We start from the raw sequence: 23,216 nt of genomic DNA on the forward strand, positions 1-23,216 counted from the left end.
GCATGCAACTGGGCGTCAACGTACCGAACTTCGGGCCCGGCACCGATCCCGGCGTGCTCCGGGCCTGGGCCCGGACCGTGGAGGGGCTGGGCTTCGACCTGCTGATGGTGTCCGACCACGTGGCCGTTACCCCGGACGTGGCGGAACGCTACCCGGAGCCGTTCCACGAGCCGTTCACCCTGCTGTCCTGGCTGGCCGGGCTGACCGACCGGGTGCGGCTCGGCACCACGGTGCTGGTCCTGCCGTACCGCGACCCGCTGCTGACCGCCCGGATGGCCGCGAACCTCGACCGGCTGAGCGGCGGCCGCCTGGTGCTCGGGGTGGGCACCGGCTGGGCCCGGCAGGAGTTCGCCGCGCTGGGGGTGCCGTTCGCCGAGCGCGGACGGCGGAGCGACGCGTGCCTGCGGGTGCTGCGGGCGGCGGGGCCCGCCGGGACCGGCCGGATCCCGCTGTGGGTCGGCGGGCACAGCCCGGCGGCGCTGCGCCGCGCCGTCCGGTTCGGCGACGCCTGGCACCCGCTGCGACTGTCCCTGCCCGCGATGCGGGCCGTCCTGGCCGCGCACCCGCTGCCGGGCTTCGCGCCGCGGCTCGCGTTCCGGCTGACCGACCGGCCGGCCACCGGCGCGGACCGCCCCGCCGGGACCGGCACCCTGGAGCAGGTCCTGGACGACCTGCGGGAGCTGCGCGCGCTGGGCGCCCGGGCCGTGGTCCTCGACCCGTACCACGGCGACCCCGAGGAGACCCGCAGACCGGAGGCGGCCTGGCGGGACCTGGCCGCCCTCGCCTCGGCCGCCTCGGCGACCACCGAGACCGCCGAAACCACCGCGACCACCGACCGGAAGGACACCGCGTGATCACCCCCGCCGACGAGGCCCTGCTGCGCCGCGCCGTCGACCTGGCCGCCCGCGCCGTCGAGTCGGGGGACGCCCCGTACGGCTCGCTGCTGGCCGCCGCCGACGGCACGGTGCTCGCCGAGGCGCACAACACCGTGCGGCGCGAGCGCGACATCACCGCCCACCCGGAGCTGAAGCTCGCCCGCTGGGCGGCCCGCGAGCTCGACCCGGCCGACGCCGCCCGCACCACCCTCTACACCAGCTGCCAGCCGTGCGGGATGTGCGCGGGCGCCCTGGTCCGCTCCGGTCTCGGGCGGGTGGTGTTCGCCCTGTCCACCGAGCAGCTGGTGGACCTCAACCCGGCCTCCGGCCAGTGGCCGGACCTCGTCCAGGACGGTCCGGCGCTGCTCGCCGAGGCCCGCCGCCCGATCGAGGCCTACTACCGCCCGGGCCCCTGAACGCCGTGTCGGCCGGCCCCCGGGAGGGGCCGGCCGACGCGGTACCGGGGCGGGGTCAGCTGCTGCGGCGGGTGCGGCGGCGGACGGTGTAGAGGACGGCCGCGCCCGCGGCGACCAGCAGGGCCGCGGCGCCGGCCAGCAGGCCGGTGCCGCCACCGCCGCCGGTGGAGGCCAGCTCCGCCGTCGCGGCGACGGGCGCCGGGGTGGAGGCGGTCGCGCTCGCGGTCGGCGTCGGGGCCGGGGCCGGGGCGCTGGTGGCGGGAGCGGCGGTGGGGGTCGCCGGGGCGGTGGGCTCGGGGGCCTTGGTGGGGGTCTTGGTGGGGGTCTTGGTGGGCTCGGTGGCCGGGGCGGCGCCGCGGAGCGTGAGGACGTCGCTCCGCAGGCCGCGGTCGCCGTCCGCCGCTCCGTACGCCGACACCGAGAGCTCCTTGACCTTCCGCGCGACCTCGGTGGACGTGGTGATCTTCAGGTCGATCCGGGCGGTCTGGCCGTCCGCCAGCGCCAGGTCCAGCGCGCCGGAGGCGCCCCAGACCGACGGGTCGCAGCCCATCCGGGTGGGCAGCTCGGTCTCGGTGCCGCCGTGCACCCAGGTGACCTTGGTGTTGCCGGTGTTCACCACGCCCAGCTGGGTGAACAGCACCGGCACGACCGTCACGTGCCGGTAGTCGGCGCCGGTCCGGTTGGTCTCGGTGATCCGCACCCGGTAGGTGGCCACGTCACCCGTGACGGTCGGCTCGGCGTCGCCGCCGACCTCGACCGCCACCGTCCCGGTGTGCGCGGGCGCGTCGGCGACCGGGGTCTCGCCGGGCAGCTTCACCTCGTCGCCGAAGCAGGTCGGAACCACCGGCCGGTCCGCGGCCCACGCGGTGCCACCGGCCGCGGTGGTGGCGGCGAGGAGCAGTGCGGCGGCGACGGCGGTCGAGGCGGTCCGGCGGGTGTTCATGGTGTTCCCCCCAAGGGATGCGGTGCAGCGGCTGGTGTGCGGGTCGCGCGCTCGGCCGGCCGGTCTCGTCCTCGGTCCGTTCCCCCCGCGCAGAAGGAATGCTTCCAGTCCGACGTCCGTGCGCCGTATGCCTACTGTCACCGCCGTGTCACAGCGCGCGGAGCGCCGGCCCCCTTGCGGGGTCGGTGCTCCGCGGGCGGGCGGGTCAGCCCCAGGGGTCGCCCTCGGCGGTCATGTCCGCGGCGGCCTCGCGGTCCTCGCGGTCCTGCCGGATGCGGCGTTCCGTGTCGTCGCGGGCGCGTTCGACCTGGTCCCCGAAGGCGTCGACGGCCTCGTCGTGGGCGGGGGCTACGCGTTCGGGCGGGTCCTCGGGGGGTGCGGCGGCCGGCGGGGCCGCCGGGTGGCGGAACCTGTCGAAGATGCCCATGTCTCCTCCTCGGATGGGCGTCCCCCCTCGCCACGGTGCGCGCGGGCCCGGGCGGGGCCCGCGCGCACCGGGTGGCGGGGTCAGGAGGACTCGCCCTCCTGGTGCTGCTCGTCCGCGGTCTCCTGGCCGCCGGGCATCGCGCCCTCGGCCTGCTCGCGGGCCTTCTGCTCGGCCTCCTCGGCCTTGGAGCCGTGGTCGCCGAGCGCCGACTTGGCCTGGTCGGCGAGGTCCTTCGCCTTGTCCTTGAACTGGTCGCTCAGGCCCATGTCTCCTCCTCGGGGTGTCGCGGACAACGGGCTGCGTCCACCCTCGCACCGGCCGGGGCAGGTCGCACCCGGAGGGCTGGGGCCCACCCGTCCGGCGCAGTGCCGCCCGCCGCCGGGGCCGGCGCGAACTGCCGTGCCGGGGACGGAAAAGGCCGTTGGTCCCGGCGGGTCGCGGCCAACGGCCGTATCCGCCTCACCGGTCGCCGACGGAGGGTGGAGGCGTCAAGCCGGTCCCGGCAGCGCCGCCGGGGCGCCCCACAGCCGCACCCCAAGAGGTGAGCGCGCCATGCCGTCCCGCGAGAAGACTCCTGCCAAGGCCCCGGCCAAAACCCCGGCCAAGACCCCCGCCGCCCCCGACGCTGAGGCCGCCGAGGCCGAGGCGGCCGTCGACGTGCTGGTCCGCAACGGCCGCCAGGCGCTGCGCGAGTACGCCGGTTTCACCCAGGAGAAGGTGGACCGGATCGTGAAGAAGGCCTCGCTGGCGGCGCTGGCCGCGCACACCCGGCTGGCCGCGCTGGCGGTCGAGGAGACCGGGCGCGGCGTGTTCGAGGACAAGGCGGTGAAGAACGTCTTCGCCTGCGAGAACGTGACGCACTCGATGGCGGGGATGAAGACCGTCGGGGTGGTCTCCCGGGACGAGATCACCGGGATCACCGAGATCGCCGAGCCGGTGGGCGTGGTCGCGGGCGTGACGCCGGTGACCAACCCGACCTCGACGACGATCTTCAAGGCGCTGGTCGCGCTGAAGACCCGCAACCCGATCGTGTTCGGCTTCCACCCGGCGGCGCAGCGCTGTTCGGCGGAGGCGGCCCGGATCGTCCGGGACGCGGCGGTGGCGGCGGGCGCCCCGGCGCACTGCGTGCAGTGGATCGAGCACCCGTCGACGGCGGCGACCGGCGCGCTGATGCGGCACGAGGACGTGGCGACGATCCTGGCGACCGGCGGCAACGCGATGGTCAGGGCCGCGTACTCGTGCGGGAAGCCGGCCCTGGGCGTCGGCGCGGGCAACGTGCCGGCGTACGTGGAGAAGAGCGCGGACCTGAAGCGCGCGGTGAACGACATCGTGCTGTCGAAGTCCTTCGACAACGGGATGGTCTGCGCGTCCGAGCAGGCGGTGATCCTGGACGCCGAGGTCCACGACGCGGCGATCGCCGAGTTCCGCAAGCTGAAGGCGCACCTGGCGACGCCCGAGGAGAAGGGCAGGCTGGAGCGGTACCTCTTCGGGGTCGGCGCCGGCACGGACTGCGCGGGCGCGAAGCTGAACGCCGACGTGGTGGGGCGGTCGGCGCCGGCGATCGCGGCGGCGGCGGGCTTCGAGGTGCCCGACGACACCTCGGTGATCCTGGTGGAGGTCGGCGGGGTCGGCGAGGCCGAGCCGCTGACCCGGGAGAAGCTCTGCCCGGTGCTGGCGGTGCTGCGGGCGGACGGCCGGGCGCAGGGCCTGCGGCTGGCCACCGAGATGGTGGAGTTCAACGGCCTGGGGCACTCGGCGGCGGTGCACAGCGAGGACGCGGCGTTCGTCGAGGAGTTCGGCACGGCGGTGAAGGCCTGCCGGATCATCTGGAATGCGCCGAGCTCGCAGGGCGGCATCGGTGACGTCTACAACGCGTTCCTGCCCTCGCTGACGCTGGGGTGCGGCAGTTACGGGCACAACTCGGTGTCGGGCAACGTCTCGGCGCTGAACCTGGTCAACGTGAAGCGGATCGGGCGGCGCAACACCAACATGCAGTGGTTCAAGGTCCCGCCGAAGATCTTCTTCGAGCGCAACTCGATCACCTACCTGGCCGACATGCGCGGCGCCCGCAGGGTCGTCGTGGTGACGGACCGGACGATGGTGGAGATCGGGCACCTGGACCGGATCCGGGACGTGCTGTCCCGGCGCACCGAGCCGGTGGAGGTGCGGGTGGTGGACTTCGTGGAGCCGAACCCGAGCATCGCCACCGTCGAGAGGGGCGCCGAGCTGATGCGCGACTTCCGGCCGGACACCATCGTGGCGCTGGGCGGCGGTTCGCCGATGGACGCGGCGAAGGTGATGTGGCTGATGTACGAGCACCCGGAGGTCGAGTTCGCGGACCTGAAGGAGAAGTTCTTCGACATCCGCAAGCGCGCCTTCACCTTCCCGGACCTGGGCGAGAAGGCCAGGCTGGTGTGCGTCCCGACGACCTCGGGCACCGGCAGCGAGGTGACGCCGTTCGCGGTGATCACCGACCCGGAGAGCGGCCAGAAGTACCCGCTGGCGGACTACGCGCTGACCCCGACGGTGGCGATCGTCGACCCGGCGCTCACCACGCACCTGCCCCGGGACGTCACCGCCGACTCCGGGTTCGACGCGCTGACGCACTGCGTCGAGGCGTACGCGTCGGTGTACGCCAACGACTTCACCGACGGACTGGCGCTGCAGGGCATCCGGCTGGTCTTCGAGAACCTGGAGGCGGCGGTCGTCGACGGGCCGGACGACCCGGTGGCCCGGGAGAGGATGCACAACGCGGGCACCATCGCGGGCATGGCGTTCGGTTCGGCCTTCCTGGGCGTGGTGCACGCGATGGCGCACACCCTGGGCGCGACCTTCCACGTGGCGCACGGGCGCACCAACGCGCTGCTGCTGCCGCACGCGATCCGCTACAACGGGTCGGCGCCGGCCAAGGTGACCAGCTGGCCGAAGTACCGCAGCTACGTGGCGCCGGAGCGCTACCAGCAGATCGCCCGGACGCTCGGCCTGCCCGCCGACACTCCCGAGCAGGGCGTGGAGTCGCTGGCCTCGGCGGTCGAGGAGCTGCGCGAGAGGGTCGGCATCCCGCGGTCGTTCAAGGACGCCGGGGTGGACGAGGCGGCCTTCCTGGCGGCGCTGCCGGAGCAGGCGATGCACGCCTACGAGGACCAGTGCGCGCCGGCCAACCCGCGGCTGCCGATGCTCGCGGACATGCGGCAGCTGATGACCCAGGCCTACTACGGCGACCGGAACTGAGACGAGGACACCCGAGATGACCACCTCGCAGCAGCACCCCACCGCGTCCACGCCGACCACTGCCTGGGACGGCTTCAAGGGCGGCCTGTGGCGGGACGCGATCGACGTCCGCGACTTCATCCAGCAGAACTACACCCCGTACGAGGGCGACGGCTCCTTCCTGGCCGGCCCGACCGGGCGGACCACCGGGATCTGGCGGAAGATCACCGCGCTGTTCCCGGCCGAGCGCGCCAAGGGCGTCCTGGACGTCTCGTACGACACGCCGTCGACCATCACCTCGCACGCGCCCGGCTACATCGACCGGGAGAACGAGCTGATCACCGGACTGCAGACCGACGCCCCGCTGAAGCGGGCGATCATGCCCAACGGCGGCTGGCGGATGGTCGCGGGGGCGCTGGAGACCTACGGCTACCCGGTCGACCCGGAGTTGGAGAAGGTCTTCACGGTCTACCGCAAGACCCACAACGCGGGCGTCTTCGACGCCTACACCCCCGGGATCCGGGCCGCCCGCAAGGCGGGGATCGTCACCGGCCTGCCGGACGCCTACGGGCGCGGCCGGATCATCGGCGACTACCGGCGGGTCGCGCTGTACGGGGTGGACCGGCTGGTCGAGGCCAAGCGGGAGGAGAAGGCCTCGCTGGACGCGGCGCCCACCGACCCGCGCGCGCTGGAGGAGACCATCCGCGAGCGCGAGGAGCTCGCCGAGCAGATCCGCGCGCTGGGCGAGCTGAAGGCGATGGCGCTGACCTACGGGCACGACGTCTCCGGCCCGGCCCGGGACGCCCGGCAGGCGGTCCAGTGGCTGTACCTGGCCTACCTGGCGGCGGTGAAGGAGCAGAACGGCGCCGCGATGTCGCTGGGGCGCACCTCCACCTTCCTGGACGTCTTCCTCGAACGGGACCTCGCCGGGGGCCGGCTGACCGAGGAGCAGGCCCAGGAGCTGGTCGACGACTTCGTCATCAAGCTGCGGATCGTCCGCTTCCTGCGCACCCCCGAGTACGACGAGCTGTTCTCCGGCGACCCGACCTGGGTCACCGAGTCGATCGGCGGCATCGGCACCGACGGCCGCCCGCTGGTCACCCGCACCTCGTTCCGCTACCTGCAGACCCTGTACAACCTGGGCCCGGCGCCGGAGCCGAACATGACGGTGCTCTGGTCGCCGAAGCTCCCCCGCGGCTTCAAGGAGTTCTGCGCCGAGGTGTCGATCGACACCTCCAGCGTGCAGTACGAGTCGGACGAGCTGATGCGCCCGCGCTTCGGCGACGACACCGCGATCGCCTGCTGCGTCTCCGCGATGGAGGTCGGCAGGCAGATGCAGTTCTTCGGCGCCCGGGTCAACCTCGCCAAGACGCTGCTCTACGCGATCAACGGCGGCCGGGACGAGCGCTCCGGCGCCCAGGTCGGCCCGGCCACCGGCGCGCTCACCTCCGAGGTGCTGGACTACGACGAGGTGCTGTCCCGCCTCGACCGGCAGATGGAGTGGCTGGCCGAGACGTACGTCCACGCGCTGAACGTCATCCACTACATGCACGACAAGTACGCCTACGAGCGCCTGGAGATGGCCCTGCACGACCGCGCGGTGCGCCGCACCATGGCCTGCGGCATCGCCGGCCTGGCGGTCGCCGCGGACTCGCTCTCGGCGATCAGGCACGCGAAGGTCCGCCCGGTGCGCGACGAGAGCGGCCTCGCGGTGGACTACGAGGTCGAGGGCGAGTACCCGGCGTACGGCAACAACGACGACCGGGCCGACGAGCTCGCGGTGTGGCTGGTCGAGGAGTTCATGAAGAAGGTGCGCAAGCACCCGACCTACCGGGGCGCCGAGCACACCCAGTCGGTGCTGACCATCACCTCGAACGTGGTGTACGGGAAGAAGACCGGCGCCACCCCGGACGGCCGCCGGGCCGGCGAGCCGTTCTCGCCGGGCGCCAACCCGATGAACGGGCGCGACACCCACGGGTACGTGGCCAGCGCCATGTCGGTGGCCAAACTGCCGTACGACGCGGCCGAGGACGGCATCTCGCTGACCAACACCGTCACGCCCGACGCGCTGGGCCGCACCCCCGAGGAGCGGGTGCGCAACCTGGCGGGCGTGCTGGACGGGTACACGGCCGTCGGCGGGTTCCACATGAACGTCAACGTGCTGAACCGGGAGACCCTGCTCGACGCGATGGAGCACCCCGAGCAGTACCCGCAGCTGACCATCCGGGTCAGCGGCTACGCGGTCAACTTCGTCCGGCTGACCAGGGAGCAGCAGCTCGACGTGCTCGGCCGCACCTTCCACGGCTCGCTCTGACCCCCGCCCCGCTCCACCCGCCCCGCCCCGACAGCCCAGGAGGCACCGCCATGACCGTCATGCTCCCCGCCGAACTCCCGGTGGGTCCGCGCGGCGGCGGGTCGGTGCACTCCTGGGACCTGTCGACCGGCGTCGACGGCCCCGGCACCCGGTTCGTGGTCTTCCTGGCCGGCTGCCCGCTGAACTGCCTGTACTGCCACAACCCCGACACCATGCGGATGCGCAGTGGCAAGCGCACCGACGCGGACGAGGTGGTCGCGGAGGCGTCGAAGTACACCGCGTTCATCCACGCGGCGGGCGGCGGCGCCACCGTCAGCGGCGGCGAACCGCTGCTCCAGCCCGGCTTCACCGGCGAGCTGTTCCACCGCTTCAAGCACGAACTCGGCCTGCACACCGCGCTGGACACCTCCGGCTACCTCGGCCCGCGCGCCAGTGACTCCCTGCTCGCCGACGTCGACCTCGTCCTGCTGGACATCAAGTCCTGGGACGAGGACCTCTACCGGAAGGTCACCGGCCGACGGCTCGGCCCGACCCTGGACTTCGCCCGCCGGCTGGCCGACCTCGGCAAGGAGGTGTGGGTGCGCTTCGTCCTGGTGCCCGGCCTGACCGACCCGATCGACAACGTCGACGGGGTGGCCGCGTTCGCCGCCGCGCTGGGCAACGTCTCCCGGGTCGACGTCCTGCCCTTCCACAAGCTCGGCGCGGCCAAGTGGGAGGCCCTCGGCCGGGACTTCACCCTCGCCGGCACCCCCGTCCCCACCCCCGAGCAGGTGCGGGCCGCGCGCGACGCCTTCGCCGCGCACGGCCTGCACGCCGTCTAGCGTCCCGCTCAGCCGGAGACCGACGCCGCTCCGGTCTCCAGGTGGCCGGTGAACCGCTGCGACCAGCTCGCGTCCCCGCCGACCGTCACCGTGAAGTCGTACCAGCCGTTGGTGTACGCCACCGCGTTGAAGTGGTCGCTGGTGCGCGCCCCGGCCGCGACCGCGTACGTCCACGGGCCGTCCGAGCGGTACGCGTTCGAGGTGACGGTGAAGGTCACCGCCGAGGTGCCGCGGTTGGCCAGCTCGAACCAGAGCGCGAGCCTGCCGGTGTCCGGCGCGGGCGCGTAGGTGGCGGTGACCGCCGCGTCCTTGCCCGGCTTGGTGGCGTCGCCGGTGAAGCGGCGCAGGAAGCGGTTCGGGCCGACCACCGTCAGGTCGTACTTCCCCGCGCCGTAGCCGGTGCCGCAGTTGAAGAAGTCGCTGGTCGCGCCCGCCGGGTCGACCGTGTACGGCCAGGGCCCGCCGGTGCGGTACGCGTTGGCGTAGGCCGCGAAGTGGGTGGCCGCGCTGCCCTGGTTGGCCATCGCGATCCACACCTTCACCGCCCCGCCGGAGCCGAACTCCAGGCGGTCCAGGTTCGCCACCGGCTGGTACGGCAGCGCGCGGGCCGGGCGGGTGCCCGCCTCCTGCACCGGCAGCCGGTTGTCCACCGGCGCCGGGTTGGGCAGCGGCCCGCAGGCGGCCAGGCCGATGGTCTGCGAGGTGTCCGGCAGCGCGGGCATCCCGTACACCGGGTTGGCGAAGTCGAACATGCCGGTAAGGTCGCCGGTGATCTTGCGCCGCCAGGCCGAGATGTTCGGGCAGGTCGCGGGCCTGCCGATGGCCGCCGTCCACTTCTCCAGGAAGCGCAGCACCGAGGTGTGGTCGGAGGTCTCCGAGGAGACCCAGCCGCCCCGGCTCCACGGCGAGATCGCCAGCATCGGGACCCGGAAGCCCAGGCCGATGTTCACGCCGTCGTAGAACTCGCCCGCGGTGCCGGCCGGGGCGACCGGCGGCGGGACGTGGTCGAAGAAGCCGTCGTTCTCGTCGTAGTTCAGGAACAGGATCGTGGAGTCGAACACGGCCGGGTCCGCGTTCAGCGCGTCGAGCACGTTGTGCACGAAGTGCGCGCCGTCGGCCGGCGTCGCGTAGGGGTGTTCCGAGGACGCCTGGTCCGGCACGATCCAGGAGACCTGCGGCAGGGTGCCCGCCAGCACGTCCGCCCGGATCGCGGCGACGATGTCGTCCGGCGTCCGCCCGGTGGTCCTCGGCACCGAGCCCATGCCCTTGACCGCCAGCGCGCTGCCCGCCGGGGCCGACGCGAACCGGGTGAAGTACGCCAGCGCGTTGTCGCCGTAGTTGTCGGACGCGTTCTGGTAGACCTTCCAGCTGACCCCGGCGGCCTCCAGCGCCTCCGCGTACGTCTGCCACTTCAGGCCGGACTCGTCGCCCCCGTCGTACGCCGGGCCGCCCGCCGCGCCCGCCGGGTCGATCTGGCCGGACCAGTGGTAGGTGCGGTTCGGGCCGGTCGCGGAGAGCACCGAGCAGTGGTAGGCGTCGTTGACCGTCCAGTGGTCGGCCAGCGCGTAGTGGAACGGGATGTCGGCGCGGGTCAGGTAGCCCAGGGTGCGGACGTTGCCCTTCGCCGCCACCCAGGAGTCCATCCTCCCGTTGTTCCACGCCCTGTGCTGGTCGCTCCACCCGTGGGCGAGGTCGCCGTTGCACTGCGCCAGGCGCTCGGGGTCGGCGCCGCCGGCCGGCTTGGTCGCCGAGAACTGCCACGGGTACTGCCGGCCGAGCACGTTCGGCTGGTTGAACACGCTGTAGCCGCCGGGCAGCTGGACGGTGGCCCGGTCGGCGAAGCCGCGCACGCCCTTCAGCATGCCGAAGTAGTGGTCGAAGCTGCGGTTCTCCTGCATCAGGACCACGACGTGCCTGGCGTCCGCGATCGTCCCCGTCGCGCCCGTCGCGCCCGCGGCCGCGGCGGGCCCGGCGCCCGCCGCCACCGCCGTCCCGGCGACGGCCGCCCCGGCCGCCGCGCTCGCCGACAACGCCATGAACTTCCTGCGGCTCAGCTCTGCCATCCCGACCCGACCGTCCCCTCGGCTGCTGGTGGTGTTGTCCAGACACCTTCGTGTCGAACGCCGAGCATCCTCACGCAGGACGGGCCGCCGGGTCATGGCCCCGGAGCAAGGGTTGGCGCAGTGTTCACCGGGCCCGGCAACGTCGACCGGGAGGTGAACGGCGGCCGTTCAGTCCCGCACGGCGATCCCCAGCGCCTGCGCGAACTGCGGTGCGAGGTCGAGCAGTTGCGGCGTGGAGAGGATCGCCCCGCGCAGCCCGAGGTGGCCGTCCGGCAGGCCGAGGGCCACCGCGCCGCGCAGGTCCGCGTTCTTCAGGGTCGCGCCGCGCAGCCGGGTCTCGTCCAGGGTGCTGCCGGGGAAGGAGACGTCGGTGAGCTTGGCGTCGGAGAGGTCGACGTCCCGCAGCAGGCAGTCCTCGAAGACCACGTCGCGCAGCACCGCGCCGCGCAGGTTGACCGCCTCCAGCTTGCACTGCCGGAACACCGTGCGCCGGACCGCCGAGCCGTACGCCGAGACGCCCGCGAGCACGCTGCCCTCGACCTCGGTGTCCTGCCAGTCGCTCTCCGCCAGGTCGACCCCGACCAGCCGGGAGCCCTGCACCCAGACCTCGTTGAGTCCGGCCCGCCGCAGCTTCGCCTCCTCGATCCGCACCCCGGTGAACGCGCACTCCAGGAAGTGCGCCCCGCCGAACTGCCCGGTCAGCGCGAGCTCGTCGAAGTGGACGGTGTCGTACCGCCCGTCGGGCCGCAGCGGCCCGGTGTGGCGCCGCAGCAGGTGGGCGTGGGGAAGGTCTTCGAGGCGCACGGTTCAGCTCCGTTTCGCGGACAGGACGAGGCCGGCGGCGACGGCGAGCGCCACCAGGAGCCCGGCCACGAGCACGGCGGACTCCCCGGCCAGGGTCGCAGCCAGCACCGACAGCGCGGCCAGCGGCAGGACCGCCCGGGCCGCCGCCCCCCGCTTGTGGTGGCGGGCGTGCAGCAGCCAGACGGTGCCCAGGAACAGCGCGGTCGGGACGGTCACGGCGGCGGCCGCGGCCCGGGCCGAGACGTGCGCGGCGCCGACCGCCTGCTCGACCGCGACCTCCAGGCCGGCCCCGATCGCGGCGGCCGAGGCGAAGACCAGGTAGTGCCCGTACCCCCAGGGCAGCGCCTGCCGGTTGCCGCGCAGGCGCTCGTGGCCGTCGTCGGCGAAGTAGATCCACCAGGCGCCGAAGCAGATCAGCAGCCCGCCGCCGGCGATCGGGAGCAGCTCGGCGAGCGCCTCGTGCCCGTCCAGCGCGGTCTGGATGGCGACGGTGGCGGCGGCGACCGTCTCGCCGAGCACGATGATGGTGAACAGGCCGTAGCGCTCGACGATGTGGTGCCGGTGCCAGGGCGTCTGCTCGTCCTTCTCGGCCCACAGCGGGACGGCGAGCTCCAGCAGCACCCCGACCGGGAACAGCGGGCCCCGGGTGCCGTGCGGGAGGAACAGCAGCGCCACCCAGAACACCTGGACGGCGGTGATCCCGACCGCGTACCGCAGCGCGCAGGTGCGGGCCGGTCCGCTCTCGCCGCGGGCGGCGCGCAGCCACTGGGTGACCATGGCCAGCCGCATCAGCACGTACCCGGCCACGGCGAGCGTCAGGTCCTGGTCCTGGAAGATCCGCGGCACGCCGGCGGCCAGCACCAGCACGCCGGCGATCTGCACCAGGGTGGTGAGCCGGTAGGGCACGTCGTCGACGTCGTACGCGGAGGCGAACCAGGTGAAGTTCATCCAGGCCCACCAGACCGCGAAGAAGGCCGTGGCGAACCCGGTGAGCGCGTGGGCGACGTGCCCCTCGGCGAGGGCGTGGGACAGCTCCCGGCCGGCCTGCGCGACGGCGACCACGAAGCACAGGTCGAAGAACAACTCCAGCGGGGTGGCGACCCGGTGGGACTCGCCGCGGTCGCGGGCGAGCATCCGGCGGACCGGGCGGTAGGGGGTGGGAGCGGGACTCATCGCGCGGCCTCCGGGGCGGGCCGCGCGGCAGGGGGCGGACGCGGCTGGGCAGTTGGACACCGGCGATCCTGGCAGTCCGGGGCCGGTGGCGCACGGACCGGGTGCGGCACGCCGATTCGTCCGATTGCACCCGTTTTGATGAATCGTCAGGCAGAGTTGACGCCGCAGTGCGCGATCCGAGTGACAACTTGGGCCGTTTCGGCGCGTGTTGCGCCGATTGTCCCGTCTGTCCGAATTCGACCGATAGATTCCTCTGCGGATGGACGGACGACGAGGGCGCTTCGCGGGCAACGCGGAAGGTCAAGGACGAGGGTGGGCACGGGACCGGCTCCCGTGGACCGCAGGACCCGGAATCCTCGTGATCACCGCGCTGCCCGACAGCGCCGCCCGGCGTCCGCCCGGCGCCCCGTACCGCGGACGGTCCGGCCGGCGGGACCAACGTCCCGCCGGTCCGGGCCCTTCCCGCCCTGTCCCGCGCCCGCCGCCGGCCGTACCGTTCGAGGAGGAGACCCCACCCGCACACGCCGAGGGGAGCCCGTCGCCGTGCACCGCACCGAACCGGCCCGCGCCGTCGAACTGGGCACGCCGGACGGCCGCTGGATCGCCGTCTGCGACGCCCGCGAGCTCGAAACCGACTCCGGCACCGCCGTACTGCTGCCCGGCGGCGGCCAGGCGGCGGTCTTCCGGACCGCCGCCGGCGAGGTGCTGGCGGTCGGCAACCGGGACCCGTTCGCCGACACCTGGACGATCGCCGACGGCATCACCGGCAGCGTGGACGGCACCCCGACCGTCTCCTCGCCCCTGCACAAGCGCCTGTTCGACCTGCGCACCGGCGCCTGCCTGGACGACCCCGCCCGGGCCCTGCCGGTCTGGCCGGTCCGGATCCGCCCGGCCGGGTGACCGCCCGGACGGACCCGGCCGGGCGGGGCCGGTCGGACCAACCCCGCTCGCCGCGCCCCGCCCCCGCACGGTCTGATGACCGTATGCGTACAGTCGTGCACCGAGCGAAGCGGGGGTGGCCGTGAACTGGGTCGACGTGGTGATCCTGGTCGGCACCCTGGTGGGCACGGCGGCGGCGATGCTGCTGGTGCAGCGGTACGCGTCCGTCCCGGCCCGGGAGAACTGCAACGACGTGGCGGGGTTCATCTTCGCCGCGGTCGGGGCGTTCTACGCGGTGCTGGTGGCCTTCGTGGTGATCGTGGTGTGGGAGAACACCTCGACGGCCAAGGCCAGCACCTTCGACGAGGCGGACGAGCTGGCCGGGGTCTACTGGATGGCCCGGCAGATGCCGCTGCCCGAGGGCGCGGCGCTGGAGGGGCTGACGCTCAGCTACGCGCACGCCGTGGTGGACACCGAGTGGCGCGAGATGGCCGACCACCACAGCGACCCGGCGGCGACCGCGCTGATGTACAAGATCCGGGAGGGCGCGCTCTCCTTCGCCCCGAACGGCGACCAGCAGACGGTGATCTACGAGAACCTGGTGCAGCACGTGGACGGCCTGGCCAGCAAGCGCCGGGCCCGGCTGAACCTGATCGCCGACTGCGTGCCGCCGCTGCTGTGGGCCTCGCTGATCGCCGGCGCGGTGGTCACGATCGCCTTCACCTTCCTGTTCGGCCTCTCCAACACCTGGGCGCACCTGGCGATGGTGCTCAGCCTGGCGGGGCTGATCGCGCTGTCGCTGATCGCGATCAAGGAGATGAACTACCCGTTCGACGGGGCGAACGCGGTGAAGCCGACCGCCTTCGAGGTGTTCCTGAGCCGGCTGCCGCCGCCGCGCTGAGCACCCCGGGACGACACCGGGTAGTCGCGCCGTCACGATTTCGGCGGACGGGCCCGGGCGTGTAGTGTTCTCGGGGTCAGCAGGCGCCGCTAGCTCAGTTGGTTAGAGCAGCTGACTCTTAATCAGCGGGTCCGGGGTTCGAGTCCCTGGCGGCGCACCGACAGGTCGAAGGCCTCCCTCCGGGGAGGCCTTCGGCGTTTCCCGGCCCCCGCCGCGGGGGTCGGGAAATCCGATTTCACCGCAGGTCGGGGAGCGTGTAGTGTTCTCTCCGTCAGCAGGCGCCGCTAGCTCAGTTGGTTAGAGCAGCTGACTCTTAATCAGCGGGTCCGGGGTTCGAGTCCCTGGCGGCGCACCGACAGACCGAAGGCCCCTCGCGAGAGCGAGGGGCCTTCGGCGTTTTCCGGGGCCGGTCGCCATGTCCCCTGCGCGGCCCGCTCGTTGAGAAGGGGGAGGATGTGAAGCTAAGGGGTATTTAAAGATCGTCTTAGGAGAAATGGGACATAGGTCCCTAACATCTCAAAAGTCGATCAGTCAGGCTGGCGAGGTTCACGCCGTCGCCCGAGCGAGCAGCCCGTCCGGGGCCTGCGGGAAGGTCTCCGTTGCCTCGAAAGCCCCGTACGCGGAAGAAGCGGACCGGCTGGCGCCGGCTGATACCCACCTGGCGGATCACCCTGGTCGGCCTGGCGGCGTCGGTGCTGCTGGGGGTCGGCCTGTTCGCCCTGGGCATCGCCCTGGTGAAGGTGCCGGACGCGCACGCGGCCGCCACCGCCCAGTCGAACACCTGGCTGTACTCGGACGGCTCGCTGCTGGCCCGCACCGGGCAGACCAACCGGCAGAACGTCGCCCTGGACAAGGTCTCCGCCGAGGCGCAGCACGCCGCGCTGGCCGCGGAGGACCGCAACTTCTACTCGGAGGGCGCGGTCAACCTGAAGGGCATGGCCCGGGCGGCGTTCAACACCGCGTCCGGCGGCTCGACCCAGGGCGGTTCGACGATCACCCAGCAGTACGTGAAGAACGCCTACCTGAACCAGAAGCAGACCGTCAGCCGCAAGGTGAAGGAGGTCTTCATCGCGATCAAGGTGGACGCGACGCAGAGCAAGGACGAGATCCTCTCCTCCTACCTGAACACCTCGTACTACGGGCGCGGCGCGTACGGCGTCCAGGCGGCCGCGCAGGCGTACTTCGGGGTGGACGCGAGCCGGCTGACCGCCGCGCAGGGCGCCTACCTGGCGACGCTGCTGAACGCGCCGAGCGCGTACGACGTGTCCTCGGCGTCCGAGGCCGGGCGGCAGCGGGCCGTGGCGCGCTGGAACTACGTGCTGGACGGCATGGTCGCGAAGAAGTGGCTGGGCGCGGAGGAGCGGCAGCAGACCGCGTTCCCGGAGGTGCTGGCGCCGAAGTCGGCGCCGGGCCTGTCGGGGCAGGCGGGGTACCTGGTGGCCGCGGCGACCTCGTACCTGACCGAGCAGGGCATCGTCTCGGACGCGCAGCTCGCCCAGGGCGGCTACACGATCACGCTGACCGTCGACCCGCGCAAGCAGCAGCAGCTGCAGGACGCGGTGCAGGCGCAGCTGACCGACAACCTGAAGCCGGACAGCCGGAAGGTGGACGCGGCGGCGCAGGCCGGCGCGGTCTCGGTGGACCCGAGGAGCGGGCAGGTGCTGGCGCTGTACGGCGGCGCGGACGCCACCAAGCACTGGATCGACAACGCGACCCGGACCGACTACCAGGCGGGCTCGACCTTCAAGGCGATCGCGCTGGCGGCCGCGCTGGACTCCGGGGCCCGCACCCAGTCCGGCGAGCGGATCGGCGCGGACACGGTGTACGACGGCACCAACCGGCGGCCGGTGCGCGGCGCGAAGGGCGTCCCGTACGCACCGCCGAACGAGGGCGAGCGCTCGTACGGGCAGATCAGCCTGCAGCAGGCCACCGACTGGTCGGTGAACTCGGTGTTCGCGCAGCTCGCCCAGGACACCGGCCTGGAGAAGGTCCGCGCCACCGCGGTGGCGCTGGGCCTGCCCGCCGACACGCCGGACCTGAGCGCGCTGCCGTCCGTCCCGCTGGGCACCGCCACGCCGAGCGTGCTGAACATGGCCGGGGTGTACGCGACCCTGGACAACGACGGGCAGCAGATCACCCCGTGGCTGGTGAAGGGCCTGGAGCTGGGCGGCGAGCAGGTCGCGCTGCCCGAGCACAAGGCCACCCGGGCGATCTCGAAGGACGCGGCGCGGGCGACCACCGCGATCCTGCGGGGCGTCGTCGAGGACCAGGGCGGCACCGGCTACCGGGCGGCCGCGCTGAACCGCCCGGCGGCCGGCAAGACCGGCACCACGGACGACTCCCGGTCGGTCTGGTTCGCCGGGTACACGCCGGAGCTGGTGACCGTGGTCGGCCTGTTCGGGCAGGAGCCGGGCACCGGCAAGCAGGTCTCCCTGGACGGGGTGGGCGGCACCGGCAGCGCGGCGGGCGGCAAGTACCCGGCGCAGATCTGGACGGCGTACATGAAGGCGGCGCTGGCCGGTCAGCCGGTCTCCGACTTCGCGGGGCCGACCCGGGCCCCGGCGGCGAGCACGCCCTCGGCGACGCCGAGCCCGTCCGCCCCGCCGAGCCAGAGCCCGTCCGCGACGGACGGGGCGAGCGGCACGGCGACGCCCTCCGGTGAGGACAGCGCCCGGCCGTCCCGTTCGCCGTCGGCCCGCCCGAGCGGTGGGACGGGCGGCGGCGAGGACGGGAAGCAGCCCTCGCGTTCGCCGTCCGCCCGGCCGAGCGGCGGGGCCAGTCGCAGCCCGTCGGCGAGCAGCACGCCGGGGCTGGGCGGGACCGGCGGCCTGCTCGGGGATCAGTACCAACAGGCGGGTTAACGCCTTACGGCGGAGGGGTCCGGGCTGGCAGAATGCGGCGATGCGCAGCAGCTCGGACCCCTCCGCCGTCCCCGTCGACGCCCCGCCCGCTCCCCCGGCCGCCGCTCCCCCGGCCACCGCTCCGCCGTCCGCCGCGAAGCAGCGGGCGGTACCGCTCGGGCTCGCGCTGGCGCTGGTCTCGGCGGTCGCCTTCGGCGGGTCGGGGACGGCGGCCAAGCCGCTGATCGAGGCCGGGCTCTCCCCCGCGCACACCGTGTGGCTGCGGGTGGCCGGGGCGGCGCTGGTGCTGCTGCCGGTGGCCTGGCGGCACCGGGACGCGGTGCTGCGGCGGCCCGGCGTGCTGCTGGGCTTCGGGCTGCTGGCGGTGGCGGGCGTGCAGGCCTGCTACTTCGCGGCGATCTCCCGGATCCCGGTGGGCGTGGCCCTGCTGATCGAGTACCTGGGCCCGCCGCTGCTGATCGCCTACGTCCGGCTGGTGCAACGTAGGCCGGTCTCCCGCCGGGCGATGGCCGGGGCGGGCGTCGCGGTGGCGGGCCTGGCCTGCGTGGTCGAGGTCTGGAACGGCCTGTCCTTCGACGCGCTGGGCGTGCTGTTCGCGCTCGGCGCGGCCTGCTGCCAGGTCGGCTACTTCGTCCTGGCCGACGCCGGCCGCCGGGGCGAGCGCCCGGTCGCCCCGCTGGCGGTCTCCGCGTACGGCCTGCTGATCGGCGCGGTCCTGCTGACCGCGTCCACCCGCCCCTGGAACGCCGACTGGTCGCTGCTGGGCCGCTCGGTCACCATGAACGGCCACCAGCTGCCGGCGCTCGTCCCGGCGCTGTGGATGGTCCTGGTCGCCACCGTGCTGGCCTACCTGACCGGCGTGGTCTCGGTGCAGCACCTCTCGCCGCCGGTGGCCGGCGTGGTCGCCAACCTGGAGGCCGTGGTCGCCACCGTGCTCGCCTGGGTGCTGCTCGGCGAGCACCTCGGCGCCCCGCAGCTCGCCGGCGGCGCGCTCGTCCTGGCGGGCGCGTTCGCGGCGCAGTCGGCGAGCCGGGGCTGAGGAGCCCGCCGTCAGGCGGGCAGGGACTCCCGGTGGGCGGCGAGGGCGGGGGCGACGGTGGTGGCGACGAACTCGGTGATCCGGTAGGTGACGGCGCCGGCCGGGACGAACGGGTCGGTGGCGGCGACGGCCTCGGCGGTGGCGCGGTCGGGGGCGACGGCGAGGATGACGCCGCCGTCGCGCGGGACCTTGCGGCCGGAGGCGAGGAAGGTGCCCTCCGCGTAGTGCCGCTCCAGCCAGGCGACGTGGGCGGGCAGCAGGGCGTCGATGCGCTCCAGCGGGGCGGTGTAGGTCAGCTCCAGGATGAACACCGGGTCATCGTACGCCCGCCGGATCGGCGGACGCCGGGCAGCGGACGCCGGGCCGGAGCGGGCCGGACTCGTGGGCGGCGGCGGCCGGTTGGGCCCGGTCGCGGGCGGGGTGTCAGCGGCTGGGAGGTCAGCGGCCGGTCCAGCCGAACCAGGTGAAGTGGTCCAGCGGCCAGACCACGGCGGCGGCGGGTCCGACCAGGTCGGAGACGGGGACCGCGCCGCCGTCCGGCCCGTCCCGGTGGTAGCGGGAGTCGGCGGAGTCGCTGCGGTGGTCGCCCTCGACCCAGACGTGGCCGGCCGGGACGGTGAGCGGGCCGAAGTCGATGCCGGAGCAGGAGTCGTCGCCGGGGTGCAGGTAGGGCTCGGCGACGGTCCGGCCGTCGACGGTGAGGGTGCTGCCGTGGCAGTCGACGGTCTGGCCGCCGGTCGCGATGACCCGCTTGACCAGGTAGTCGTCGCCGGGCGGGAGCAGTCCGACGGCGCCGAGGCCGGAGTGGACGGCGCGGGTGAAGGCGTTGCCGGCCTGCGGGGCGGGCGGCAGCCAGCCGCCCGGGTCCTTGAAGACCACGGGTTCGCCGGGCGCCGGCTTCCAGCCGGTCAGGGTGGCGAGCTTGTTGACCGCGACCCGGTCGCCGACCTGGAGGGTGTTCTCCATCGAGCCGGACGGGATCGAGAACATCTGGAACAGGCAGGTCTTGATCAGCACGGCCACGACCAGGCCGATCGCGATCATCACGGGCAGTTCCACGTACCAGGGCCGCCGCCTGCGCGGACGTCGCTCCTGGGTGGGCCCCTCGGTCACCGCAACCGCCACCGACACCGCCTCCTTGGCAAGGACTGCACGCTAACCCGAGCCGGGGGTAGGGCGAAATCGGGTCCTTACCCGGAGCGGACGGGACCCGCCGACCGGGCGTCAGCCCTCGTTGGCGATGGCCTCGTGGTGGCGGATCACCTCGGCGATGATGAAGGTGAGGAACTTCTCGGCGAACACCGGGTCGAGGTTGGCGCTGAGGGCGAGTTCGCGCAGGCGCTCGATCTGGCGGCGCTCGCGGTCCGGGTCGGCGGGGGGCAGCTGGTGCTCGGCCTTGAGGCGGCCGACCTGCTGGGTGGCCTTGAAGCGCTCGGCGAGCATGTGGACGACGGCGGCGTCGATGTTGTCGATGGACTCGCGCAGGCGGGTCAGCTCGGCCCGCACGGCGTCGTCGATCCCCGCCGGGGAGGGGGTGGGCTGGTCCGTCATGTCGGGTGGCTCCGATGCGGGGGTCCGGGTGGGCGCCCGGGGCGCGGCGAACGGCCAATCTAACAGGGCGGGACGGCCGCGTTCGCCCTGATGACCGGCGCGTTCCGGCATGTGGGACGACCGCCGGACGGGGTGCGGGCCGGTCCGCGGGCGGACGGCGGCGCTCCGCGCGGCGTTCGGCCCCGGCGGCCCCGCGCGGGCCGTAGGCTGGGCGGGGCCGCCGCCGGAAGTCCGGTCGGCGGCACAGCAGTTCGACCGCTGTCCGTTCTCATGGGAGGTACCTGATCGTGGCGACGACCCGCACCGCGCACACCGAGTGGGAGGGCAACCTGCTCGACGGCAAGGGCCTGGTGACCCTCGACTCCTCGGGCGTCGGCGAGTTCCCGGTGTCCTGGCCGTCCCGGGCCGAGTCCGCGAACGGCAGGACCAGCCCGGAGGAGCTGATCGCGGCCGCCCACTCGTCCTGCTTCTCGATGGCGCTCTCGCACGGCCTGACCGGCGCCGGCACCCCGCCCACCAAGCTGGAGACCAAGGCGGACGTGACCTTCCAGCCGGGCACCGGCATCACCGGCATCCACCTGACCGTGGTCGGCACCGTGCCCGGCCTGGACGAGGCGGGCTTCGTGAAGGCCGCCGAGGACGCGAAGGCGAACTGCCCGGTGAGCCAGGCGCTGGCCGGCACCACCATCACGCTCTCCGCCAGCCTGGCCTGACCCGCCGGCCCGCTCACGCTCCGTGACGGGGCGTGAGCGGGCCGCACGCCCCCGGAGGCGCGCCGCACCGGCGCCCACCGGGGGTTTCGCGCCCCCGTGTCCACGTCGCGAGAGTTCGCACAGAATGTAACGGGCATCTCCGGACATCCGTGACCAATCACCCTGGCGGCGGTCGCGGACAGTTACACCGGCGGCCTATGATCGGCGGATGTGGCCCGAGGCCGCCGACCGCGCCCCGGTCACCGGCCGGGGCCCGCGGGCGGGCGCGGGCCGCCTGGCCGGTCGCCGTCCGTGAGGAGCGGCCGGCGCGACCAGTGGCAGCAGCGGACGGGAGCGTGCCGTGCCGGGCCGGAACGTCGGGGCCGACGCACACCAGGGGGGTGGGCGGCCCGCAGCGCCGCGCCCGGAGGACGCCGCGGCGTGCGCCTCCTGCGGCGCCCCGGCGGACCGCGAGACCGAGCGGCTGGCCGCCGCCCTGCGGGCCAGCGAGTCGCGCTTCCGGGCCGCGTTCTCCGACGCCGGGATCGGCATGGCGCTGATCGACCGCGACGACCTGGTGATCGAGGGCAACCCGGTGTTCGCCGCCATGCTGGGCCGCACGGTCGCCGAGCTCCCCGGCATGCACATCCACCAGATCATCGACCCGGAGGAGCCGTCCCGCCGCCGCTACCGCGAGCTGGTGCGCGGCGAGCGCGACCGGATGCGGGCCGAGAAGCGGCTCAAGCACCGGGGCGGCCGGGAGGTCTGGGGCCGGGTCACCGTCTCGCTGATCCGCGACCACGTCGGCGAGCCGTACTACACGATGGTCATGGTCGAGGACGTCACCGAGCGCCGGCAGCTCGGCGACCGGCTCGCCTACCAGGCGCTGCACGACCCGCTGACCCGGCTGCCGAACCGGACGCTGTTCTACCAGCGGCTGGAGGCCGCGTTCCGGCTGGACGAGCCGGGCGGCGGGGGCCGGATCGGGCTGTGCTACGTCGACCTGGACGGCTTCGCGGCGATCAACGAGACGCTCGGCCACCACGTCGGCGACCAGCTGCTGGTGGCCGTCGCCGCCCGCCTGGAACACGGCTTCGCCCGCGAGGGACGGCAGTTGGTGGCCCGGCTGGGCGGCGACGAGTTCGCCGTGCTGGTCACCGGCAGCGCCGGGCACCAGGAGCTGACCCGGCTGGCCGGCGGCCTGATGGACGCCCTGGAGCGGCCCTTCGAGGTGGCCGGGCACCGGCTGACCGTCACCGCCTCGATCGGCGTGGTGGAGCGCCCGGTGCTCGGCTCCACGCCCACCGACCTGGTCCGCGACGCCGACTCCACCCTGTACTGGTCGAAGTCCGACGGCCGCGCCCGCTGGACGCTGTACGACCGCGACCGGGGCGCCGACCAGCTGGCCCGGCACGAGCTGGCGACCGCGCTGCGCCCGGCCGTGGAGCGCGGCGAGTTCACCGTCGAGTACCAGCCGCTGGTCGGCCTGGCCGACGGCGCGGTGCGCGGCACGGAGGCCCTGGTCCGCTGGAACCACCCCCGGCACGGGCTGCTCTCGCCGGACCGGTTCATCCCGCTCGCCGAGGAGTCCGGGGCGATCGTGCCGCTCGGCAAGTGGGTCCTGGAGGAGTCCTGCCGGCAGACCCGCAAGTGGCTGGCCGAGTTCCCCGACCGGCCGGTGTTCGTCAGCGTCAACCTGGCGCCGCGCCAGATCTGGGACTCCGACGTGGTCGCGGACGTCGCGGACGTGCTGGAACGCACCGGGCTGCCCGCGCCGCTGCTCCAGCTGGAGATCACCGAGAGCGCGCTGCTCGGCCCGGCCGGCCGGCCGCTGGAGGCCCTGCAGGCGCTCGCCGACATGGGCGTGCGGATCGCCATCGACGACTTCGGCACCGGCTACTCCAACCTCGCCTACCTGTCCCGGCTGCCGGTCCACGCGCTCAAGCTGGACGCCACCTTCATCGAGGCGTTCCGCGAGTCCGCGCCCGGCGCCGACGGCCGGCGGCGGGCCGCCGACGAGCAGATCGTCGGCGCGATGGTGCAGCTCGCGCACGCCCTGGGCCTGACCGTCACCGCCGAGGGCATCGAGAACGCCGCCCAGGCCGAACAGCTGCGCCAGACCGGCTGCGACACCGCACAGGGCTGGTACTACGCCCGCCCTGGCGGTCCCGAGGCGATCGCCGCGATACTCCGTGACCAGCCGCGGCGATAGCCGCGGCCTTCCGGTGCGGACAGGGGGTACGAAAG

The 23,216-nt window shown here is 73.8% G+C and carries 20 protein-coding genes and 2 tRNA genes; 13 read left to right on the top strand and 9 right to left on the bottom strand.

The genetic code is table 11. The features are described 5' to 3' along the window. Window positions 1-2 precede the first annotated feature (2 nt). Together ACZ3J7_RS19225 and ACZ3J7_RS19230 are read left to right on the top strand one after the other, a co-directional pair. Window positions 3-854 carry an LLM class flavin-dependent oxidoreductase gene (locus ACZ3J7_RS19225; protein WP_465622357.1) on the top strand — a complete coding sequence of 284 codons (852 nt, stop codon included), beginning with the start codon at window positions 3-5 and terminating at the stop codon, window positions 852-854. Beyond that, window positions 851-1,291: a nucleoside deaminase gene (locus tag ACZ3J7_RS19230; protein ID WP_465622360.1), complete on the top strand. Its 441-nt coding sequence runs from the start codon at window positions 851-853 to the stop codon at window positions 1,289-1,291. Before ACZ3J7_RS19225 ends, ACZ3J7_RS19230 begins: the two co-directional genes overlap by 4 nt. A gap of 55 nt (window positions 1,292-1,346) precedes the next feature. On the opposite strand, the gene ACZ3J7_RS19235 is transcribed toward ACZ3J7_RS19230, so the two are convergent. The 3 genes from ACZ3J7_RS19235 to ACZ3J7_RS19245 all read right to left on the bottom strand — a co-directional run bounded on the left by ACZ3J7_RS19235 (window position 1,347) and on the right by ACZ3J7_RS19245 (window position 2,927). Further along, window positions 1,347-2,234 carry a hypothetical protein gene (locus ACZ3J7_RS19235; protein ID WP_465622362.1) on the bottom strand — a complete coding sequence of 296 codons (888 nt, stop codon included), beginning with the start codon at window positions 2,232-2,234 and terminating at the stop codon, window positions 1,347-1,349. A gap of 205 nt (window positions 2,235-2,439) precedes the next feature. Beyond that, window positions 2,440-2,661 (bottom strand): hypothetical protein, encoded by a 222-nt coding sequence (locus ACZ3J7_RS19240; protein ID WP_465622364.1) that lies wholly within the window; start codon window positions 2,659-2,661, stop codon window positions 2,440-2,442. An 80-nt stretch (window positions 2,662-2,741) separates the two neighbouring features. Next, a complete protein-coding gene (locus ACZ3J7_RS19245) occupies window positions 2,742-2,927 on the bottom strand; it encodes a hypothetical protein (protein ID WP_465622368.1) in 186 nt (61 codons plus the stop codon). Between the two features lie 286 nt (window positions 2,928-3,213). Between ACZ3J7_RS19245 and adhE the strand changes: the two genes are divergently transcribed. The 3 genes from adhE to pflA are packed head-to-tail and all read left to right on the top strand — an operon-like array spanning window position 3,214 to window position 9,006. Further along, window positions 3,214-5,892 carry a bifunctional acetaldehyde-CoA/alcohol dehydrogenase gene (gene adhE, locus ACZ3J7_RS19250; protein WP_465622373.1) on the top strand — a complete coding sequence of 893 codons (2,679 nt, stop codon included), beginning with the start codon at window positions 3,214-3,216 and terminating at the stop codon, window positions 5,890-5,892. Window positions 5,893-5,908: 16 nt separating this feature from the next. After that, a complete protein-coding gene (gene pflB / locus ACZ3J7_RS19255; protein ID WP_465622376.1) occupies window positions 5,909-8,185 on the top strand; it encodes a formate C-acetyltransferase in 2,277 nt (758 codons plus the stop codon). Window positions 8,186-8,235: 50 nt separating this feature from the next. Beyond that, window positions 8,236-9,006: a pyruvate formate-lyase-activating protein gene (pflA, locus tag ACZ3J7_RS19260; protein WP_465622381.1), complete on the top strand. Its 771-nt coding sequence runs from the start codon at window positions 8,236-8,238 to the stop codon at window positions 9,004-9,006. An 8-nt stretch (window positions 9,007-9,014) separates the two neighbouring features. On the opposite strand, the gene ACZ3J7_RS19265 is transcribed toward pflA, so the two are convergent. From ACZ3J7_RS19265 to ACZ3J7_RS19275, 3 genes are all read right to left on the bottom strand, one after another. Beyond that, the gene (locus ACZ3J7_RS19265; RefSeq protein ID WP_465622384.1) at window positions 9,015-11,069 is read right to left on the bottom strand and encodes a phosphocholine-specific phospholipase C; all 2,055 of its coding nucleotides are present in this window, start codon (window positions 11,067-11,069) and stop codon (window positions 9,015-9,017) included. A 168-nt stretch (window positions 11,070-11,237) separates the two neighbouring features. Continuing rightward, window positions 11,238-11,873, bottom strand: coding sequence for a pentapeptide repeat-containing protein (locus ACZ3J7_RS19270; RefSeq protein ID WP_465622388.1), 636 nt, complete (start codon window positions 11,871-11,873; stop codon window positions 11,238-11,240). A 3-nt stretch (window positions 11,874-11,876) separates the two neighbouring features. Then, entirely contained in the window at window positions 11,877-13,046 is a 1,170-nt protein-coding gene (locus tag ACZ3J7_RS19275; RefSeq protein ID WP_465622391.1) for a low temperature requirement protein A, read from the bottom strand. A 543-nt stretch (window positions 13,047-13,589) separates the two neighbouring features. Here ACZ3J7_RS19275 and nirD point away from each other — a divergent pair. From nirD to ACZ3J7_RS19305, 6 genes are all read left to right on the top strand, one after another. After that, window positions 13,590-13,946, top strand: a complete 357-nt coding sequence (gene nirD / locus ACZ3J7_RS19280; protein ID WP_465622395.1) for a nitrite reductase small subunit NirD — start codon at window positions 13,590-13,592, stop codon at window positions 13,944-13,946. Between the two features lie 115 nt (window positions 13,947-14,061). After that, the gene (locus ACZ3J7_RS19285; RefSeq protein WP_465622397.1) at window positions 14,062-14,826 is read left to right on the top strand and encodes a bestrophin-like domain; all 765 of its coding nucleotides are present in this window, start codon (window positions 14,062-14,064) and stop codon (window positions 14,824-14,826) included. 83 nt (window positions 14,827-14,909) lie between these two features. Continuing rightward, a tRNA-Lys gene (locus tag ACZ3J7_RS19290) sits at window positions 14,910-14,983 on the top strand. 121 nt (window positions 14,984-15,104) lie between these two features. Continuing rightward, a tRNA-Lys gene (locus ACZ3J7_RS19295) sits at window positions 15,105-15,178 on the top strand. Between the two features lie 247 nt (window positions 15,179-15,425). Then, complete coding sequence (locus ACZ3J7_RS19300) at window positions 15,426-17,687, top strand: transglycosylase domain-containing protein (protein WP_465622400.1); 2,262 nt, start codon at window positions 15,426-15,428, stop codon at window positions 17,685-17,687. Between the two features lie 40 nt (window positions 17,688-17,727). Continuing rightward, a complete protein-coding gene (locus tag ACZ3J7_RS19305) occupies window positions 17,728-18,726 on the top strand; it encodes an EamA family transporter (protein ID WP_465622403.1) in 999 nt (332 codons plus the stop codon). An 11-nt stretch (window positions 18,727-18,737) separates the two neighbouring features. Here the strand turns inward: ACZ3J7_RS19305 and ACZ3J7_RS19310 are convergent, their stop codons facing one another. The 3 genes from ACZ3J7_RS19310 to ACZ3J7_RS19320 all read right to left on the bottom strand — a co-directional run bounded on the left by ACZ3J7_RS19310 (window position 18,738) and on the right by ACZ3J7_RS19320 (window position 20,277). Further along, window positions 18,738-19,037: a YciI family protein gene (locus ACZ3J7_RS19310; RefSeq protein ID WP_465622406.1), complete on the bottom strand. Its 300-nt coding sequence runs from the start codon at window positions 19,035-19,037 to the stop codon at window positions 18,738-18,740. A gap of 127 nt (window positions 19,038-19,164) precedes the next feature. After that, window positions 19,165-19,851: a signal peptidase I gene (gene lepB, locus ACZ3J7_RS19315; RefSeq protein ID WP_465622410.1), complete on the bottom strand. Its 687-nt coding sequence runs from the start codon at window positions 19,849-19,851 to the stop codon at window positions 19,165-19,167. 99 nt (window positions 19,852-19,950) lie between these two features. Continuing rightward, window positions 19,951-20,277, bottom strand: coding sequence for a chorismate mutase (locus ACZ3J7_RS19320; protein ID WP_465622413.1), 327 nt, complete (start codon window positions 20,275-20,277; stop codon window positions 19,951-19,953). Window positions 20,278-20,564: 287 nt separating this feature from the next. Between ACZ3J7_RS19320 and ACZ3J7_RS19325 the strand changes: the two genes are divergently transcribed. Together ACZ3J7_RS19325 and ACZ3J7_RS19330 are read left to right on the top strand one after the other, a co-directional pair. Beyond that, the gene (locus tag ACZ3J7_RS19325; protein ID WP_465622417.1) at window positions 20,565-20,990 is read left to right on the top strand and encodes an OsmC family protein; all 426 of its coding nucleotides are present in this window, start codon (window positions 20,565-20,567) and stop codon (window positions 20,988-20,990) included. 340 nt (window positions 20,991-21,330) lie between these two features. Then, window positions 21,331-23,181, top strand: a complete 1,851-nt coding sequence (locus ACZ3J7_RS19330; RefSeq protein ID WP_465622420.1) for a putative bifunctional diguanylate cyclase/phosphodiesterase — start codon at window positions 21,331-21,333, stop codon at window positions 23,179-23,181. Window positions 23,182-23,216: the final 35 nt, after the last annotated feature.

It is taken from the genome of Kitasatospora sp. NPDC015121, from assembly GCF_055562955.1.

Coding starts and splice junctions, on each gene's coding strand:
- ACZ3J7_RS19225 (WP_465622357.1), top strand. CDS start 3: ATGCAACTGGGCGTCAACGTACCGAACTTCGGGCCCGGCACCGATCCC.
- ACZ3J7_RS19240 (WP_465622364.1), bottom strand. CDS start 2,661: ATGGGCATCTTCGACAGGTTCCGCCACCCGGCGGCCCCGCCGGCCGCC.
- ACZ3J7_RS19235 (WP_465622362.1), bottom strand. CDS start 2,234: ATGAACACCCGCCGGACCGCCTCGACCGCCGTCGCCGCCGCACTGCTC.
- ACZ3J7_RS19275 (WP_465622391.1), bottom strand. CDS start 13,046: ATGAGTCCCGCTCCCACCCCCTACCGCCCGGTCCGCCGGATGCTCGCC.
- ACZ3J7_RS19245 (WP_465622368.1), bottom strand. CDS start 2,927: ATGGGCCTGAGCGACCAGTTCAAGGACAAGGCGAAGGACCTCGCCGAC.
- ACZ3J7_RS19265 (WP_465622384.1), bottom strand. CDS start 11,069: ATGGCAGAGCTGAGCCGCAGGAAGTTCATGGCGTTGTCGGCGAGCGCG.
- adhE (WP_465622373.1), top strand. CDS start 3,214: ATGCCGTCCCGCGAGAAGACTCCTGCCAAGGCCCCGGCCAAAACCCCG.
- pflA (WP_465622381.1), top strand. CDS start 8,236: ATGACCGTCATGCTCCCCGCCGAACTCCCGGTGGGTCCGCGCGGCGGC.
- ACZ3J7_RS19320 (WP_465622413.1), bottom strand. CDS start 20,277: ATGACGGACCAGCCCACCCCCTCCCCGGCGGGGATCGACGACGCCGTG.
- ACZ3J7_RS19305 (WP_465622403.1), top strand. CDS start 17,728: ATGCGCAGCAGCTCGGACCCCTCCGCCGTCCCCGTCGACGCCCCGCCC.
- pflB (WP_465622376.1), top strand. CDS start 5,909: ATGACCACCTCGCAGCAGCACCCCACCGCGTCCACGCCGACCACTGCC.